This is a genomic window from Salmonella sp. A29-2 (genome assembly GCF_020150755.1).
Taxonomy (GTDB): Bacteria; Pseudomonadota; Gammaproteobacteria; order Enterobacterales; family Enterobacteriaceae; genus Salmonella; species Salmonella enterica.
Genome location: NZ_CP083731.1, coordinates 1,433,667 through 1,448,971 on the forward strand (window position 1 = coordinate 1,433,667; position 15,305 = coordinate 1,448,971).

Below are 15,305 nucleotides of genomic sequence, written 5' to 3' on the forward strand. Positions count from 1 at the left end.
TAGCCAGATAACGTCGCATCACCGTAATGGTAAATCATTCCATCATGATTATAGATTGCTTATTATTCACCTGAGCATCAAATTCTATTTCTTAACTTCAATATAAGGTAAAAATGCGTCAAGTTCTCTGGCGTAATAAATGTACTCTTGTCCGACGATTTGACAAGATGAAAACTTCATCACCTCTCCAGATTACATCTGAATATGAGGACAAGAGAAATGAAAAAACATGCTATTGCAGTAATGATGATCGCCGTATTTTCTGAGTCGGTTTATGCGGAGTCTACCTTATTTATTCCGGACGTCTCTTCTGATAGCGTTACGACATCCCTTTCCGTGGGAGTGTTAAATGGTAAATCCAGGGAGCTGGTTTATGATACCGACACCGGGCGGAAGATTAGTCAACTGGACTGGAAAATAAAAAATGTCGCCACGTTGCAGGGGGATTTCTCATGGGAGCCCTATTCGTTCATGACGCTGGACGCCCGCGGCTGGACGTCTTTGGCGTCGGGATCGGGTCATATGGTTGACCATGACTGGATGAGCAGTGAGCAGCCAGGCTGGACCGATCGTTCAATTCATCCGGACACCAGCGCCAACTATGCTAATGAATACGATTTGAACGTGAAAGGTTGGTTATTGCAGGGCGATAACTACAAGGCGGGCGTAACAGCGGGCTATCAGGAAACCCGTTTTAGCTGGACGGCAAGAGGCGGGTCTTATATTTATGATAATGGTCGGTATATTGGTAACTTTCCTCATGGCGTGCGCGGCATAGGTTATAGCCAGCGTTTCGAAATGCCCTATATCGGGCTGGCGGGTGATTATCGTATTAATGACTTTGAGTGTAATGTACTGTTTAAATACAGCGACTGGGTAAATGCGCATGATAATGACGAACACTACATGCGCAAACTTACCTTCCGCGAAAAAACGGAAAATTCACGATATTATGGCGCTTCTATTGACGCCGGATATTATATTACCAGTAATGCAAAAATCTTTGCTGAGTTCGCTTACAGTAAATATGAAGAAGGTAAGGGCGGTACGCAAATCATAGATAAAACCAGCGGTGATACGGCGTATTTTGGTGGCGATGCCGCAGGTATAGCTAATAATAACTATACGGTTACCGCGGGGTTGCAGTATCGCTTCTAGACCACATCGGGATGTCATCGGTCATAACCGGCCGATGACGACTTTTTGCTGAACGTATGGCATGTCCGGTGATATTGCATAGGGGCAATAAAAGCAACATGAAAGGGGAACCGCTCGAAAGACTATGCAGCAAGAAGAGAATGTCCTGGGTATCAATGGTGTCCCCTGCAGACACCTAATGAATATGGTAAGTGCAGGGTATTTATAAGAAATTACAGAAGTGAAGAGTTTTATGCCCGCAATTATGCCCACAAAGGCAATTCATGATGCATTTTGGAGAGGGGAGAAGTGGCTGCGTTTCCAGTTTTGGTAGTCGGCATAAACCCATCTGGATGCGCTACCGATTTTGTGAGGGACAGGCAACCGGCCTTTCTTAATTTCTGAGTAAATGAAGGTCTTGCCCATTCCAGAATCCTCCATCATGAACTTCAAGTCAACAAGCGAGTCATCGCGTAATTCGCGCATAGGTTTTATCTCCGGTTTGGGAATCGAACTTGGAGGGAAGGGATATCTTGAGAAATGCACAGGCCTCACACTCGATGAGGCTGTGTGATTCCATTGTTACTCCGCGTCGGTGGCGAGAATTTGCTGGTCTATCTCGTATAGTGCTTCTGCAAACTTCATTTCCATGCAATGCCTTAATGCTTTAAGTGCCTTTTCTTTGGTGCTGTATTGCGCAATCCCTTTCTGTGATGCGGAGCGGGGTCTTTCTTCATTTTCAACCCATCCGTCACCATGAGATACAGTGGATGACCATGATTTATATACACGGCAGGAATATGTGTTGATAGACCAACCGTTAACATACTGGGTGATGCTATCTGGTACGCCTACATCGCGATCTGCTCCATAGTCAGACCATCTAAGCGATCGGTTTATATCCATAAGGCGAACAGCGTTTTCAAGTTGTTCTTTTTCTCGTTTATTCATTGCCATCATCTATCTCCAATAAAAACCCGCCGTAGCGAGTTCATATGAAAAAAATCCCCGCGAGTGCGAGGTTTGTTATTTCTTCGGTGCTGAGACCGACCTGCTATGCATTAGCATCTGTGGACTCTCTCCATAAGCAAACAAGCGCCCAGAAGAGCGCTTGTTTTATCTTGCCGCACAAGATAGCTACGTGCTGAATGACATACGAACGTATAATCTTCACATGAGGTATGTTAAAAGCTATCGCATCATTGGAGCTTGAAGTTGTCGATATCATCTACAAATTCCAGATACCCATCTTCAACGCTTTTTAAAACAAGTAAATGCTTAATTCCCTCACTTAATGAGGTTGGCCTTTCAAGTACAAACTCGAACCCATCCTCGTAAATTTTTCCTAACCAATAACCACCGCCATATTCCTTAAGCCTTTGAAAGAAAACATATCCTCCAGGCTTGAAATAATTGAGTGTCTCGTCTCTATAAACGATTTGGTAGTTAGGTACTTTGCCACCCATTTTAGCCACCATAAATACTGTGTTTTTATACAGTATAAATTAAAGCAAATGTTGGTCAATTTTGAAGGGTGAAATATCACTTCACCTCCCGCTGTGGTGCTGCTGCCAGCGCAGCCTTGTAACCGGCTGCATGACCGCGAAAGTTAGCAACCTCTGATAGCCACGCTTTAATCATGGCCTGAGTTGACTCTTTTGGCACCATAACCCAATCATCCGGAATTGCCGGAGAGTTGCCATCAGGAATATTTTCCGGAATATTTTGTCGTGCGTTTAGTGGTTGCTCGACCCTCTGAAGCATGGCAGCACGACAGGCATTCCATCCCATTTTGTACGCCTGGCCAATAGTCGTTACAGAATCTGCGCTCTCAAGAGCAGAAATGGCCTGCCGAACGCTGATGGACTCTGGCACTATCGGCGTTGGCTGCTCTTTACTAACCAAACGCGTTATTTCTGACTCCAGGAGTGAACCTAAAACTGTACTCGTGCAGTGTTCAGCCCATTCGTTTTTTTCCAGCATGCTGATGATATTGAGCATATCCTTGTAAATGCCTGTTTCCTGCACTGGCGGGGCAGCATATAACGGCATATACACGGCAACATCATCTGCAGCGTTTGGCTGTTGCTCTAACGTCACGCACACACCGGAAAATTTATTCAGGTATCGCACAGGCTTAGCCTCAAGCGACGCCATCGCAATCCGTGCCAGTTCCATTTGTTCGCCACGGGTAAGCCCGTTTTCCAGCGGATTTTTAATGAATAATTCGATACGTTCTTTGGTAATAGTGGTCATGGGTTAGCCCTCCCTGTACGGATTTAATTTGTTGTGCAGTTTATTAAATGGCCCCCATACGATGGAGCTATACCACTCGGCTATTTTTTCTGCCTGTACGCCTGCTAACCAGATGAAGAATATCGGTGATATTGGAACCATTAAAATAAGAAAGAGAAGGAAAAATAGAGCCTCTTTAAACCGACTTTGACGTGGATAATTCTTCCGGAGTATTTTTGTCATTTCACATCCCCTTACCGATGCCAGCGGCGTTTAATTTCTGCCGTAATTCTACTAATTTGGTTTGTACCGCTCTTTGCCTGTGCCATTGCAGGACGAGCATTTCGGACTACCGTTGTGGTCGTAATAACCACTGCCGTTACACGCCGTGCAGGGACGCAGCTTCCAGCCAAAAACGAAACGTTGGTAATATTCGGTTCGACGAACTTTGCGTTCGTGGAAGTTACACATCTCACCCCCTCTCTATACGCAGCGCCTGTTTATCGATGTTGCTCATTGGGCTGGCCCTCGCATTTGTGATTTTCTGGATCATCGGCTTTGAAATAACCGCCGCAGATTTTGCAGGGTATCGTCGGCACTTCGTCGTAATTTGAGGTTCCCGTAATCATGACTGCACTCCTTTGCGAATTTGGTCCGCCCATTCTTCTATCGCCTTCTCCGCGTATTCACCTGACAAACCGTCATCCGCTGGTAGTGGGTCATTGGCTAAATCCTCTTTTGCCGACAAAATCATGCGTGTCACGTCGAGAACTTCTGATACAGGTTTATCGAGGAATCCGTGATTGAATGCGGCAGCGAGGCGACTGGCGGCATAGTTGATGCCCTCGTTACGAACACTTTCCCGCACTTCAGCCAGCGCCGCGTATTTAGCCTCAAGTTCCGCATAATCACTATGACGCACCATATCAGTACAGAATGATTCTCCTGTTATTGGTGGTGATAACTGGTCACTGACAATCGTGTATATTTTCACTTCTTTCATTTCTTCCCACTCCGCAACATTGCATTCAGATATTTGTTTTCATTCACTGATGGAAAACTCTTTCTCGCCAGCATTTCTTCGCGTGGAATATCGTTGATGGGCTTGAAGCGGTGTCGAATAATCATTTCAGATGGCAGGATACCGGGGTCGTAGGACAAACCTCTCATGATGAATTCCTCAGTTATTGCTGATAGCGCCGTAACGCGAACGGTAATCACGAAGGCGCTGGTCTATTTCAATAAATTTGGTGTAAGTGGCTTTGCGGAATGGCCGGATGGATGTCTGGTAAATTCGCTCGCGTTCTTCTTTTTCTGCAAGCCATATACAGTGACGAAATTCCTTTTCCTCTTTCGTTTCCTGCGGTAGCGACATTATCAGGCCGTAGTTTCTTCTGAATTTATCCAGCACCTCCGAGACGGATTTGCCGGAACAGCGACGCGGGTCGTCCGCACCATATAGAGGCGCTGGCATAATTTACTCCATGGTAGGTTATCCGAATAATGTGGTAGGTATAGGGTTATTTCTTTCGTAAACGTGATAGCCTGCTTTTTACCGACTCTTCACTTCGCCCGAGAATTTTTGCTACATCTCTTTGTGTATAGCCTGATGAGATAAGCACCTGCATTCTTTTGTCTTCGTCTTCGCTCCATCTTGGCTTAACGAATGCCGTTTTTAATGACAGTTTTTTTGCTATGTAATAAAACTGATTTATGTTTAGGCCCAGATGTTCTGCTGCACGGCAAGCTACCATGCGACCGCAAACTGACTCCATCTCCGCTGGAGTTATATTTAATCTTCTCATTAAGCCACCTGTTTAAGCTCATTTATTCTGATATTCATTACCTGAACGCATTTTGTCTGCGCATCATCGTTACCAGCCAATAATTGCCAGCAATGCTGATAACGCTCAATGAGTTTTTTCCTGTCAGTTTCTGTTGCTGCATATTCACTGAAGTCTTTCAGGATTTGCTCGCAGTCAACCGATGTGGATTTCTGGCTGGTATTTTCTGGTGATGGTTGATTGCAAGATGTTGGCATGGCCCAGCCCGGCAGCGATGGAGGGGACCAGTAAAATCCTGTTCCATCCTTCAGTTTTGCCCTGTGCCATCCCTGCTTTTTATCGAGAGATGTTTGTGCGAAACCTTCCTCAAGGTTATACAGATACCGGCCAATTCCCCACTGAACGGCAGCACGCTTCATTGCGCCGGAGCGGCCACCTTTGACGGCTTCTACCTGCGTGTTTTCAGCAGCATCCCATTTGGTGACCCATTCGGAATCAATCTTGATTGATATGCCGCACTCAACGCCGCCGTTGTTGGGAATATCGCGGTATTCATTGCGCCATCCTGCTTTGCCGCAAACATCGTCAAGGCGTTTCATGATTGCCCTGTTCGTGACATAAGCCAGCACCATAGCCCACACTTTGCCATCGCGTGTTTTACCGCTTTGCTGTATTCGCCATTCGATATCTTCAGGACTGAATGGGGCGTCGAATTTATTCAAATCCATAATTCACCTCAGAATGGTAATTCGTCAGGATTAGCCAGAAATTCACCTTTGTTTATTCGCTCGTTTCTGGCTAATGAAAGGCAATTTCTTTTCATCGATTTATCACCTGACTTACGCCAGTACATTGCCTCTGTCAGGTGATACTGACGTTTTAACCTGCTCAACTCCGGTGTCCTTGCTAAATCCACTGGTATCATTTCAACCTCCATTCGCGAAAGGCTTCTACAGCTTCGCGATACATTATTTTGTCACCAAGATAAACAGCAATTGCGAATTTAGACTGAATAGCCATAAGTGATTTATCCATTACACGGCACTCCTGGTTGATTCAGGATATCGACCAGACGTTTCCATCCGGTTCGTAATTTTCTGGTGATTCTGTCGAGAAGTGATTCAGAAGGGCAGCCAGCAATGGGCCACCCGGCAAAACAATATTGCATGGCGTGCTCCTTAGTTAATTTTCATAACAAAAATTCCTCGAATGAAGCATTATTGGTATGCGAAAAAAGCCGCCCTGACTGCGAGCGGCAAATAACATCAAGGGATGATTTTTCGATTAACCAGAACGAGTCGTCGTCCTCGTTTGGTTACGAGCGATATTGCTCGCAATGCGGAATCACAGAATCCGCATTAAGTGCATCACTCACACTCTACAAACTCACCATCTTCATTCAGTTGATACCATATATCCGGCATAATACCGTTCTCGCCAACCTTACTGGCGCGGATATGAATTAACTCGCCATCTTCATCTCGATAGCAAAGCACAATAGCTCCGCCTTCAGATGCCCTGGCTTTTCCTTCTATTCCGAGTGATGCCGCTACGGATTGCGATCCAGACACTTCCGCTGCTGACCAGTCGCCAGTGTTGGTTGCTGCTGACCGGTTGCCAGTGTTGGTTGCTGCTGACCGGTTGCCAGTGTTGGTTGCTGCTGACCAGTCGCCAGTGTTGGTTGCTGCTGACCGGTTGCCAGTGTTGGTTGCTGCTGACCAGTCGCCAGTGTTGGTTGCTGCTGACCAGTCGCCAGTGTTGGTTGCTGCTGACCGGTTGCCAGTGTTGGTTGCTGCTGACCAGTCGCCAGTGTTGGTTGCTGCTGACCAGTCGCCAGTGTTGGTTGCTGCTGACCGGTTGCCAGTGTTGGTTGCTGCTGACCGGTTGCCAGTGTTGGTTGCTGCTGACCAGTCGCCAGTGTTGGTTGCTGCTGACCGGTTGCCAGTGTTGGTTGCTGCTGACCAGTCGCCAGTGTTGGTTGCTGCTGACCAGTCGCCAGTGTTGGTTGCTGCTGACCGGTTGCCAGTGTTGGTTGCTGCTGACCGGTTGCCAGTGTTGGTTGCTGCTGACCAGTCGCCAGTGTTGGTTGCTGCTGACCGGTTGCCAGTGTTGGTTGCTGCTGACCAGTCGCCAGTGTTGGTTGCTGCTGACCAGTCGCCAGTCATGATCTGCTGTTCCAGCGATTTATCTATCTTGCTCCAAATCCACTCAATACCACGCTGAATGAACTGTGGAAGCGTTAACTCAGCCTTAATCGTGATACTGGCACTAGCTATTTTAGTGTCACCTATTTCTTCACGGTCTATAACACCAAAAGATATTGTTTCCGCATAGCGACTTTCTGCAGGAGGGTAATAACTGAAAACATCGAAAGGACATTCACAGGCGTGAAATCCAGAACCGCAAGCCTCTACTTTTCCCTCGTGATGGAAGGTCTTGCCAATTTCAAACTGAAAGTCACGGCACTTAAGGTCTTTGTTAAATCCCTTGAATGTCACAATTTCTTTGGTCATGTTGTTATTCCTTAAATTTTGGCAATAAAAAAGGCCGCATTGCGACCTGATTAGACGTGAGCATTGCTGTAGAAAATTCTGGATTGTGCCTGTCTTTTAACCACATCAGGCTCGGTGGTTCTCGTGTACCCCTACAGCGAGAAATCGGATAAACTCTATTCACCCCTACAGAGAGCAAAAAGAGAATCGCCGATGAACAACTCATGGTGGCAGGAGCTAATGCGTTTTTTCCTGCAAGGAATGACACTTAAACAGTTGATTCATATGCTAATCATCCTGATCGTATTGATTATTGTTATGCCGGTAAGCGTAAAAGAATGGATAAACCTGCATAATCCAGAAATACTTCCTCATTACTGGATGTATTACATCCTGTTGCTCTGCGTTAGCTATGTGCTTAACGGTGTTGTTAATTCCGTTTATCACGCTGTTACTGAAAGAATTGAGGCATCAACTGCTCAGCGGCGTAAGGACAGAGAAGAAAAAGTCGTTCGGGATTTGTTTGATTCGTTAACTCTTGGAGAAAGAGCGTATTTGGCATTCGCTGTAGCCGCTAATAACCAGCTAAAGACAGAAAAGGGAAGCCCTGAAGCAATTTCATTGCTCAAAAAAGGGATTATCACTCGATTGCCTTCTGCTATTGGATATCCTGATATTGACCGTTTTATTATCCCGGAAAAGTATTTTAATGAGTGCTACATGAGATTTGCCGGGAAGTCAGACATTCTTATGAATGAACTTATCGCACAGGACGAGCAGGCCAAAAAATAACGACTTAACCGACAAATGTTTTACCTCGCTGTTATTTGTTTGCTCTTACGATACCCTGCTGCGTAAAGCGCAACATCTGGCAAGCAGACTGCCCCACATTCAACTTCCTTCTGGCGCGTTCCGGCAAGCGAAATGGCTTTGGTAACGCGGTCAATTCTTTTGGCTTTAACTTCCTGAGAAGGATCATGAGCATCGCAGCCAAAAATTGAATCGATGATATTGCAGATGGTGTCGCGCTCTATGGCTAGCTTTCTGCGCCGCTCATGACGGCGAGTTTTAGCATTGCCTGCAAACGTTGACTTCCCGTAGGTGATAACCGTCATGATGTATTCCTCATGTGAAATGGCTTTGGTACTGGCGCCGGAACCTGTCTCAATTTCCGGATTTCAAGTGGCTTCTCAGTCCGGCCCGATCGGTACAGCTAGAGGCCTAAGCTCCACCACACGCCAGTCCAAACCCATCTCGTTTGGTATCTTGTCGCGCTTTGTCAGCGCATCATCGAAGTTAAAGAGCGTTGACTTTCCGTTTGGCTACCAGCGTCCTGCTGATGGCTAAACAATAGCATTGAGTATTATTCATATCAATACGTTTTGCTATTGATTAATGGTTTTTGTTATTATGTTGTTGATAGCAAAATGAATTTATTTTTATAAATCCTCTATGCCATACTGTTCTGAACAAAAAATGAGCGAGGAATCTGTGTGAAAAGTGAGGAAGAGTTCTTTGCGGAGCTTCACCGTAAGCGTCGTCTGAGTACCGTCTGGTCCCGAATCCAGGATCCTGTAACTTAAGCACCCACTTATTTTGCAGGTGGACACCTCATGCGCGCTAAAGAAAGACTTCCCCGGAAACACTATTCCCCTGAATTCAAAATGGAACTGGTCAGGCTGGCTCTTGAAGAAGAAGGCAGTATTGCCGCACTGGCCCGGAAACATGACGTCAATGATAACCTGCTCTTTAAATGGATAAGGCTCTGGCAGCGTGAAGGGCGGGTCTGTCGGCCCCGAAAAAACTCATCGTCGCTTCCTGCCCTGATACCCGTGCAGCTTCAGGCGGGCTCTTCTCTCCCAACCTTCGAACTACCATCCTGCTCTCCTCCCGCTACCTGCCACATAAAATGTCGGGGAGGAGAAATAACACTGACTCATCCCTCTGCTGAACTCATGAGCACTGTCCTGCGCGAACTGATGCGGGGGCCTGTATGATAAATCTTCCCGCAGGCACAAAAATCTGGCTGGTTGCCGGTATCACCGATATGCGCAACGGCTTCAATGGCCTCGCCGCAAAGGTGCAGACCGCGCTGAAAGATGACCCGATGTCCGGCCACGTCTTCATCTTCCGGGGACGCAGCGGCAGTCAGGTAAAACTGCTCTGGTCCACCGGCGATGGTCTGTGCCTGCTGACAAAGCGACTGGAACGTGGTCGCTTCGCCTGGCCCTCAGCCCGCGATGGCAAAGTGTTCCTGACGCCGGCGCAACTGGCGATGCTGATGGAAGGTATCGACTGGCGACAGCCAAAGCGGTTACTGACATCCCTGACCATGTTGTAGCGCTCTTTATCCTGGTTGTCGCAGAATAAGCCTGGTAAAATACAGGCTTATGAACGACACCTCTTCTGACGACATCCTTCTGCTGAAACAGCGCCTGGCCGAACAGGAAGCGTTGATCCACGCCCTGCAGGAAAAGCTGAGCAACCGGGAACGCGAAATAGACCATCTGCAGGCGCAACTGGATAAGCTGCGCCGGATGAACTTCGGCAGTCGTTCCGAAAAGGTATCCCGCCGTATCGCGCAAATGGAAGCTGACCTGAACCTGCTGCAGCAGGAAAGCGATACGCTGACCGGCCGGGTGGATGACCCGGCAGTGCAGCGCCCGCTGCGTCAGACCCGCACCCGCAAACCGTTCCCTGAGTCACTCCCACGGGATGAGAAGCGGCTGCTGCCGACTGAGCCGTGTTGCCCGGAGTGCGGTGGTTCGCTGAGTTACCTGGGTGAGGATGCCGCCGAACAGCTGGAGCTGATGCGCAGCGCCTTCCGGGTTATCCGGACAGTCCGTGAAAAGCATGCCTGCCGTCGGTGCGATCGCATCGTTCAGGCCCCGGCTCCTTCGCGCCCCATCGAACGGGGGATCGCCGGACCGGGGCTGCTGGCCCGAGTGCTGACCTCAAAGTATGCAGAGCACACACCGCTGTATCGCCAGTCGGAGATCTATGCCCGCCAGGGTGTAGTGTTGAGTCGTTCTGTACTGTCGGGCTGGGTGGATGCGTGTTGTCGTCTGCTGGCACCGCTGGATGAAGCCCTTCAGCACTATGTCCTGACCGACGGCAAACTCCATGCTGACGATACGCCTGTCCCGGTGCTGTTGCCAGGCAATAAGAAGACGAAGACCGGGCGCTTATGGACGTACGTTCGAGACGACCGCAACGCCGGATCAGCGCTGGCCCCCGCAGTGTGGTTCGCTTACAGCCCGGACAGAAAAGGTATCCACCCTCAGACCCATCTTGCAGGCTTCAGTGGCGTACTGCAGGCTGATGCCTACGCCGGGTTCAACGAGCTCTACCGCGACGGCCATATAAAGGAAGCCGCGTGCTGGGCCCATGCCCGCCGAAAAATCCACGATGTTCACGTCCGTACCCCGTCAGCCCTGACGGAGGAGGCGCTGAAACGGATCGGCGAGCTGTATGCCATCGAGTCGGAGCTCAGAGGTAAAAGAGCAGAGGAACGGCAGGCAGTCCGGCACCAAAAAGTGCTGCCGCTGCTGGCGTCACTGGAGGGGTGGCTGCGGGAGAAACAGAAAACCCTCTCAAGGCACTCAGAACTGGCGAAGGCGTTCGGGTATGCGCTGAACCAGTGGCCGGCGCTGACCCGCTATGCAGAAGATGGCTGGGTGGAGGTGGATAATAACATTGCCGAAAACGCCCTACGACTGGTCAGTCTGGGGAGAAAAAACTGGCTGTTCTTCGGCTCGGATCATGGTGGTGAGCGCGGTGCGTCACTGTACAGTCTTATCGGGACGTGCAAATTAAACGGCGTGGATCCGGAACGCTATCTGCATCATGTACTTGATGTCATCGCCGACTGGCCTGTGAACCGGGTGGGTGCTCTGCTCCCGTGGCGGGTTACTCTGCCTGCCTGACCAGCTTCACTTCGTCAATACGGTTCTCACTGCACGCTTACGCTTCACCCGCAGGTGGTGGAGGTTCTGGGAACGGCAGTTATGCAGGTACTGGTAGAGCAGCGCGAACCTTCGCGTGAAGCTCTGATAGAAATGATTCAGGTACTGTGGCAGGAAGAGGATGTAGATTTGGCCGTAGAACTGGCTATTGATGTTCTGAGGCTGCCGAAAGAGTAGGGCAAAGAAAACCCGGCGCAATGGCCGGGCGTTGATCAATTCTTCTTGTTAGGTAACTCAGGTCTTTGTAGGTTTTCTAAAACCTCAATGGCTTTGGCGTTTTCTATGACTTTTTGTTGGACCTTATCAGCAAGATAATCCTTAAAACCTTTTGGGACATAGTCTTCCCTAAGCCATCTGCGAAATTCACCTAAAGCTTCTTCGGGATATATATTCGCTGGCACTTTCCCGGCTATACTCTGCGGAAACCAGTCCGGATAGACATGAGGATGTTTCTGTATTTCCCCGTATTTTTCGCTCAGATTGTTGCGCTTCCAGTGGTTTGCCCATCGAGTTCCAACGCTAATATCGGGAACAGTTTTAGGGCCCAATTCAAATCCAGCATTAATCAAAGGCACAGTGATATCCACCATCTCTCGGAATACACTGAAGAACCCGGCTGGGATTTTATCATTAAGGATAATGCGCTCTTGGAAGCACTTCCAGGCGCCGCTTACTGGATTTCTTGGATCGATACCAACACTTCTAAAAATAAACTCACGAAGTGTTTGCCTTGCTAAAAGACGATAGTTTCTAAGAGCTGTGGCGTTGTTTGCTTGGCTTGCATCAAACGCATAATACTCAAGAATTGCCATGCAAACATAATCAGGGTATGGATAATGGTCCCGCTTAGTTTCTGAAGATGGTATGTAAAGTGAGTCAACATCTATACCCTGATCAAGGAGAACAGTGTCGATTTTTTTTCCACGAGGTTTAAGGCGTTCGCTAGCCCAATCAGAAGAAATATCCTGAATTACACTATGATGCACGCCACACATTTCAGCCAATCCTCGGCCGGTAAGATATGGCGTTCCATCGTTAAGAACTCCCATGGCCACGCCTTCAACTTCAACCTCTTTTACAGGAAATAACTGGAGGTTTCCTTGGCGGGGTGATATGGACCTTATCTGATTAACCATTTGATTTTCCTTGTTAAAGTGTGGCGGGCAAGCGCTAATGATTTCGTCTTTCTACATCACCCGAATATCTCATCAGGCCATTGGCTGGCTAACCGTGCTTCCTATATGTCTGCGGCATGCTTCCAATCACCTTTCCAAAGACAAAAACCCTATTCATTTCATCTCTTTCAATTGGGTCCCAAGCTGAATAACTCTTATTATCAGATATGACCAATAGTTTATCTTTCATCTTCTGGAGCCGCTTAACATGTGCAGTATCGTCATAGAGGAAGGCGTATATCCCATCTCCATCGAAGTTTTTGATGCTTACGTCTACAAACAACAAATCTCCTGGTTCAATAGTTCCTGACATGCTATCCCCGCGCACATTTATGATGCGGATATTTTCAGCCTTTCTACCATCGAACATGTGTCTGGCATCATCCTGCGAATACTCAACCGAGCGGAGTATTTCCACGAATTCTCGATTGATAACGCCAGGACCCGCGCTAACTTCAAGATCTAGGATATCGATTTTAAATGTGTTCGAAGATGGAGATGCGTTTATCGGAGTAGTTCCATCTTTTTTCATAGGACCAATCCCGGTAGACAACCATTCCGAATTAACACCTAACGCGTTTGCTATTTCAACAATCTTTGTTGACCCACGAGCGTTTCCACTTGTCAAACGCCAGATCGTTGGCTGAGCAACGCCTGACGCTTTAGCGAGAGCACCTTGAGACATACCAGCCAGTTCCATTGCCTTGTTGAGACGGTCAGAGAGAGTTTCTTTTTTCATAATATTCAATTTATACGCTTGCGTATTAATGGTCAAAACACGTTTTGCTATTGCTTTGGTTAATACTCATTGCTATTATTTGTTGTGTGTTATACGAAAGGGAATAAGCAATGACTAACAAAGCAATACAAAAAGCTGTTGCCATTGCAGGAAGCCAGCAAAAACTCGCCTCTTTGTGTGGAGTTAAGCAGCCAACTGTATGGCGTTGGTTACATGGTGGCGGCATTGACGCTAAGTATGTGGCAGCAATCGTAAAAGCTACAGGAGGAAGAATTAAAGCCAGAGAACTTCGTCCTGATTTAGCCGACTTACTGGCAGCAAGTTAAGTATCAACGCTCTTTACCAATCTGAACCGCCGACAACGCGGTAAATCTATTCAACGGATTTGCGTGTATTTGCGAATCCAACTCTATCTAATTTCTAAGGAATATTTTGAATGAACGTAGTTGCAACTAAAAGCAAGAAGGCGGCTCGCATTGAGTCCACTTTACTCAACAAGTTAGCCATGATGGGGCAGAAGACATTCGCTAAAGCTATGGGTGTTCCTGAATACCAGGTAAGCCGATGGAAGAACGGTTTCTTCTCTCAGGTCAGCATGATGCTTGCGGTTCTGGAGTATGGAATCGAAGACGAGGAAATGGCAGAGCTCACCAGGCGACTTGCTACCTACCTGACAAAAGAAAAAACCCCGAAGAACGGCGAATTCTTCGAGGCCTGATGTAGAAAGACTGGATCAATCCACAGGAGTAATTATGCCAAAACGTCGTAAGAAATACCAGGAAAAAGAAGAGATTCGACACCCTGATTCACCTGAGGGATTAGTGGTAGCAGCAGCAAATAACAAGGTGTTCGCAGAGCGCTTTGTTGGTGTTTACAGACTAGCCAAAGCAGGAGTGCGACATGGGCGTCGTTAAGTTAGCAGACTACAGGCCGTTAGAGCCGGTCGTGGAGCGTAATGTGGCAGATCTCGATGATGGTTACGCCAGACTATCAAATATGCTGCTTGAGGCTTATTCAGGCGCAGATCTGACCAAGCGACATTTTAAAGTGCTGCTTGCCATTCTGCGTAAAACCTATGGGTGGAATAAACCAATGGACAGAATCACAGATTCTCAACTTAGCGAGATTACAAAGTTACCCGTCAAACGGTGCAATGAAGCCAAGTTAGAACTCGTCAGAATGAATATTATCAAGCAGCAAGGCGGCATGTTTGGACCAAATAAAAACATCTCAGAATGGCGCATCCCTCAAAATGAGGGAAAATCCCCTAAAACGAGGGATAAAACATCCCTCAAATTGAGGGAGTGCTATCCCTCAAAACAGGGTGACACAAAAGACACTATTCAAAAGAAAGAAATACAAGATAAAAACATTATGTCCGAAAGTGTTCGGACGAAGTGTGAAAAATCATCTGGCCGTCACGAAGAAACCGACAAGGCATTCGAGGAAATATTCTGGTGTGCTGGAATGCGGAAAGCCGGGAAGAAAAACGCAGCTTCGGCTTTCAGGACGCAGTTCAGGGAGTGGCGTAAAATCACCAGGGGGACGGCAAGCGAGTTTGCCACAATGCTGGCAGAAGATATCGCGTGCAGGAACGGTAAGCAGTTCGGATTCGACAGGTTGTTACCATCGAGCTACCTGAACGGTCAGCGCTGGAACGACGAGAAGCCAGAAACCATTCAACCACAATCCAAACCATCATCCGCAATCACCGTATCGAAAACTGGCTACGTGTTTTTCGACAGGTGAACCATGAAATCAAAAATCAAATCGCTACT

The 15,305-nt window shown here is 47.7% G+C and carries 27 protein-coding genes; 10 read left to right on the forward strand and 17 right to left on the reverse strand.

Annotation, left to right across the window (positions count from 1 at the left end; translation table 11 throughout):
- The first annotated feature begins 219 nt into the window (after positions 1 to 219).
- Entirely contained in the window at positions 220 to 1,158 is a 939-nt protein-coding gene (gene pgtE / locus K8W53_RS06855; protein ID WP_023203533.1) for an omptin family outer membrane protease PgtE, read from the forward strand.
- A 261-nt stretch (positions 1,159 to 1,419) separates the two neighbouring features.
- On the opposite strand, the gene K8W53_RS06860 is transcribed toward pgtE, so the two are convergent.
- From K8W53_RS06860 to K8W53_RS06925, 14 genes are all read right to left on the reverse strand, one after another.
- The gene (locus K8W53_RS06860; RefSeq protein ID WP_001749406.1) at positions 1,420 to 1,623 is read right to left on the reverse strand and encodes a helix-turn-helix transcriptional regulator; all 204 of its coding nucleotides are present in this window, start codon (positions 1,621 to 1,623) and stop codon (positions 1,420 to 1,422) included.
- A gap of 96 nt (positions 1,624 to 1,719) precedes the next feature.
- On the reverse strand, positions 1,720 to 2,097 hold the full coding sequence (locus K8W53_RS06865; RefSeq protein ID WP_223163363.1) for a hypothetical protein: 378 nt from the start codon (positions 2,095 to 2,097) through the stop codon (positions 1,720 to 1,722).
- A gap of 239 nt (positions 2,098 to 2,336) precedes the next feature.
- Positions 2,337 to 2,603 (reverse strand): hypothetical protein, encoded by a 267-nt coding sequence (locus K8W53_RS06870; protein WP_000509169.1) that lies wholly within the window; start codon positions 2,601 to 2,603, stop codon positions 2,337 to 2,339.
- 76 nt (positions 2,604 to 2,679) lie between these two features.
- Complete coding sequence (locus K8W53_RS06875) at positions 2,680 to 3,393, reverse strand: hypothetical protein (protein WP_058654768.1); 714 nt, start codon at positions 3,391 to 3,393, stop codon at positions 2,680 to 2,682.
- Positions 3,394 to 3,396: 3 nt separating this feature from the next.
- A complete protein-coding gene (locus K8W53_RS06880) occupies positions 3,397 to 3,615 on the reverse strand; it encodes a DUF4014 family protein (RefSeq protein WP_025711796.1) in 219 nt (72 codons plus the stop codon).
- Between the two features lie 382 nt (positions 3,616 to 3,997).
- On the reverse strand, positions 3,998 to 4,375 hold the full coding sequence (locus K8W53_RS06885) for a hypothetical protein (RefSeq protein ID WP_058654766.1): 378 nt from the start codon (positions 4,373 to 4,375) through the stop codon (positions 3,998 to 4,000).
- A complete protein-coding gene (locus tag K8W53_RS06890; protein WP_001214770.1) occupies positions 4,372 to 4,542 on the reverse strand; it encodes a DUF2737 family protein in 171 nt (56 codons plus the stop codon). Before K8W53_RS06890 ends, K8W53_RS06885 begins: the two co-directional genes overlap by 4 nt.
- 10 nt (positions 4,543 to 4,552) lie before the next feature.
- Positions 4,553 to 4,846 carry a phage anti-RecBCD protein gene (locus tag K8W53_RS06895; protein ID WP_058654763.1) on the reverse strand — a complete coding sequence of 98 codons (294 nt, stop codon included), beginning with the start codon at positions 4,844 to 4,846 and terminating at the stop codon, positions 4,553 to 4,555.
- A gap of 46 nt (positions 4,847 to 4,892) precedes the next feature.
- The gene (locus K8W53_RS06900; RefSeq protein ID WP_001253480.1) at positions 4,893 to 5,177 is read right to left on the reverse strand and encodes a sigma factor-like helix-turn-helix DNA-binding protein; all 285 of its coding nucleotides are present in this window, start codon (positions 5,175 to 5,177) and stop codon (positions 4,893 to 4,895) included.
- A complete protein-coding gene (locus K8W53_RS06905) occupies positions 5,177 to 5,884 on the reverse strand; it encodes a Rad52/Rad22 family DNA repair protein (RefSeq protein WP_058344790.1) in 708 nt (235 codons plus the stop codon). The genes K8W53_RS06900 and K8W53_RS06905 overlap by 1 nt, the downstream gene beginning before the upstream one ends.
- A gap of 8 nt (positions 5,885 to 5,892) precedes the next feature.
- On the reverse strand, positions 5,893 to 6,081 hold the full coding sequence (locus K8W53_RS06910) for a hypothetical protein (protein ID WP_058654761.1): 189 nt from the start codon (positions 6,079 to 6,081) through the stop codon (positions 5,893 to 5,895).
- Entirely contained in the window at positions 6,078 to 6,191 is a 114-nt protein-coding gene (gene kil / locus K8W53_RS06915; protein WP_000361564.1) for a host cell division inhibitory peptide Kil, read from the reverse strand. Before kil ends, K8W53_RS06910 begins: the two co-directional genes overlap by 4 nt.
- Positions 6,184 to 6,324 (reverse strand): protease FtsH-inhibitory lysogeny factor CIII, encoded by a 141-nt coding sequence (locus K8W53_RS06920; RefSeq protein WP_001199099.1) that lies wholly within the window; start codon positions 6,322 to 6,324, stop codon positions 6,184 to 6,186. The genes kil and K8W53_RS06920 overlap by 8 nt, the downstream gene beginning before the upstream one ends.
- A gap of 199 nt (positions 6,325 to 6,523) precedes the next feature.
- Positions 6,524 to 7,669, reverse strand: a complete 1,146-nt coding sequence (locus tag K8W53_RS06925; RefSeq protein ID WP_224435202.1) for a hypothetical protein — start codon at positions 7,667 to 7,669, stop codon at positions 6,524 to 6,526.
- Between the two features lie 192 nt (positions 7,670 to 7,861).
- Between K8W53_RS06925 and K8W53_RS06930 the strand changes: the two genes are divergently transcribed.
- Positions 7,862 to 8,440, forward strand: coding sequence for a super-infection exclusion protein B (locus tag K8W53_RS06930; RefSeq protein WP_080195637.1), 579 nt, complete (start codon positions 7,862 to 7,864; stop codon positions 8,438 to 8,440).
- Positions 8,441 to 8,460: 20 nt separating this feature from the next.
- Here the strand turns inward: K8W53_RS06930 and K8W53_RS06935 are convergent, their stop codons facing one another.
- A complete protein-coding gene (locus K8W53_RS06935) occupies positions 8,461 to 8,763 on the reverse strand; it encodes a regulator (protein WP_080195636.1) in 303 nt (100 codons plus the stop codon).
- A 549-nt stretch (positions 8,764 to 9,312) separates the two neighbouring features.
- On the opposite strand from K8W53_RS06935, the gene K8W53_RS23955 reads away from it, so the two are divergent.
- The 4 genes from K8W53_RS23955 (at position 9,313) to K8W53_RS23835 (ending at position 11,790) form a co-directional block, all read left to right on the forward strand.
- Positions 9,313 to 9,645 (forward strand): transposase, encoded by a 333-nt coding sequence (locus K8W53_RS23955; RefSeq protein WP_050586387.1) that lies wholly within the window; start codon positions 9,313 to 9,315, stop codon positions 9,643 to 9,645.
- Positions 9,642 to 9,989, forward strand: coding sequence for an IS66 family insertion sequence element accessory protein TnpB (gene tnpB, locus K8W53_RS06945; protein WP_000609174.1), 348 nt, complete (start codon positions 9,642 to 9,644; stop codon positions 9,987 to 9,989). Before K8W53_RS23955 ends, tnpB begins: the two co-directional genes overlap by 4 nt.
- A 49-nt stretch (positions 9,990 to 10,038) precedes the next feature.
- Entirely contained in the window at positions 10,039 to 11,574 is a 1,536-nt protein-coding gene (gene tnpC / locus K8W53_RS06950) for an IS66 family transposase (RefSeq protein ID WP_001000406.1), read from the forward strand.
- A gap of 81 nt (positions 11,575 to 11,655) precedes the next feature.
- Complete coding sequence (locus tag K8W53_RS23835; RefSeq protein ID WP_258204019.1) at positions 11,656 to 11,790, forward strand: hypothetical protein; 135 nt, start codon at positions 11,656 to 11,658, stop codon at positions 11,788 to 11,790.
- Positions 11,791 to 11,825: 35 nt separating this feature from the next.
- Here K8W53_RS23835 and K8W53_RS06955 read toward each other — a convergent pair whose 3' ends face one another.
- The gene (locus K8W53_RS06955; protein ID WP_080195634.1) at positions 11,826 to 12,749 is read right to left on the reverse strand and encodes a hypothetical protein; all 924 of its coding nucleotides are present in this window, start codon (positions 12,747 to 12,749) and stop codon (positions 11,826 to 11,828) included.
- An 88-nt stretch (positions 12,750 to 12,837) separates the two neighbouring features.
- Positions 12,838 to 13,527 carry an XRE family transcriptional regulator gene (locus K8W53_RS06960; protein WP_000712403.1) on the reverse strand — a complete coding sequence of 230 codons (690 nt, stop codon included), beginning with the start codon at positions 13,525 to 13,527 and terminating at the stop codon, positions 12,838 to 12,840.
- Positions 13,528 to 13,637: 110 nt separating this feature from the next.
- On the opposite strand from K8W53_RS06960, the gene K8W53_RS06965 reads away from it, so the two are divergent.
- The 4 genes from K8W53_RS06965 to K8W53_RS06980 all read left to right on the forward strand — a co-directional run bounded on the left by K8W53_RS06965 (position 13,638) and on the right by K8W53_RS06980 (position 15,276).
- A complete protein-coding gene (locus K8W53_RS06965) occupies positions 13,638 to 13,853 on the forward strand; it encodes a transcriptional regulator (RefSeq protein ID WP_000182204.1) in 216 nt (71 codons plus the stop codon).
- Between the two features lie 110 nt (positions 13,854 to 13,963).
- Complete coding sequence (locus K8W53_RS06970) at positions 13,964 to 14,245, forward strand: CII family transcriptional regulator (protein ID WP_080195633.1); 282 nt, start codon at positions 13,964 to 13,966, stop codon at positions 14,243 to 14,245.
- Between the two features lie 34 nt (positions 14,246 to 14,279).
- Positions 14,280 to 14,441, forward strand: a complete 162-nt coding sequence (locus tag K8W53_RS06975; RefSeq protein ID WP_176208616.1) for a hypothetical protein — start codon at positions 14,280 to 14,282, stop codon at positions 14,439 to 14,441.
- Complete coding sequence (locus K8W53_RS06980) at positions 14,428 to 15,276, forward strand: replication protein (RefSeq protein ID WP_079917462.1); 849 nt, start codon at positions 14,428 to 14,430, stop codon at positions 15,274 to 15,276. Before K8W53_RS06975 ends, K8W53_RS06980 begins: the two co-directional genes overlap by 14 nt.
- The last annotated feature ends 29 nt before the right edge of the window (positions 15,277 to 15,305 follow it).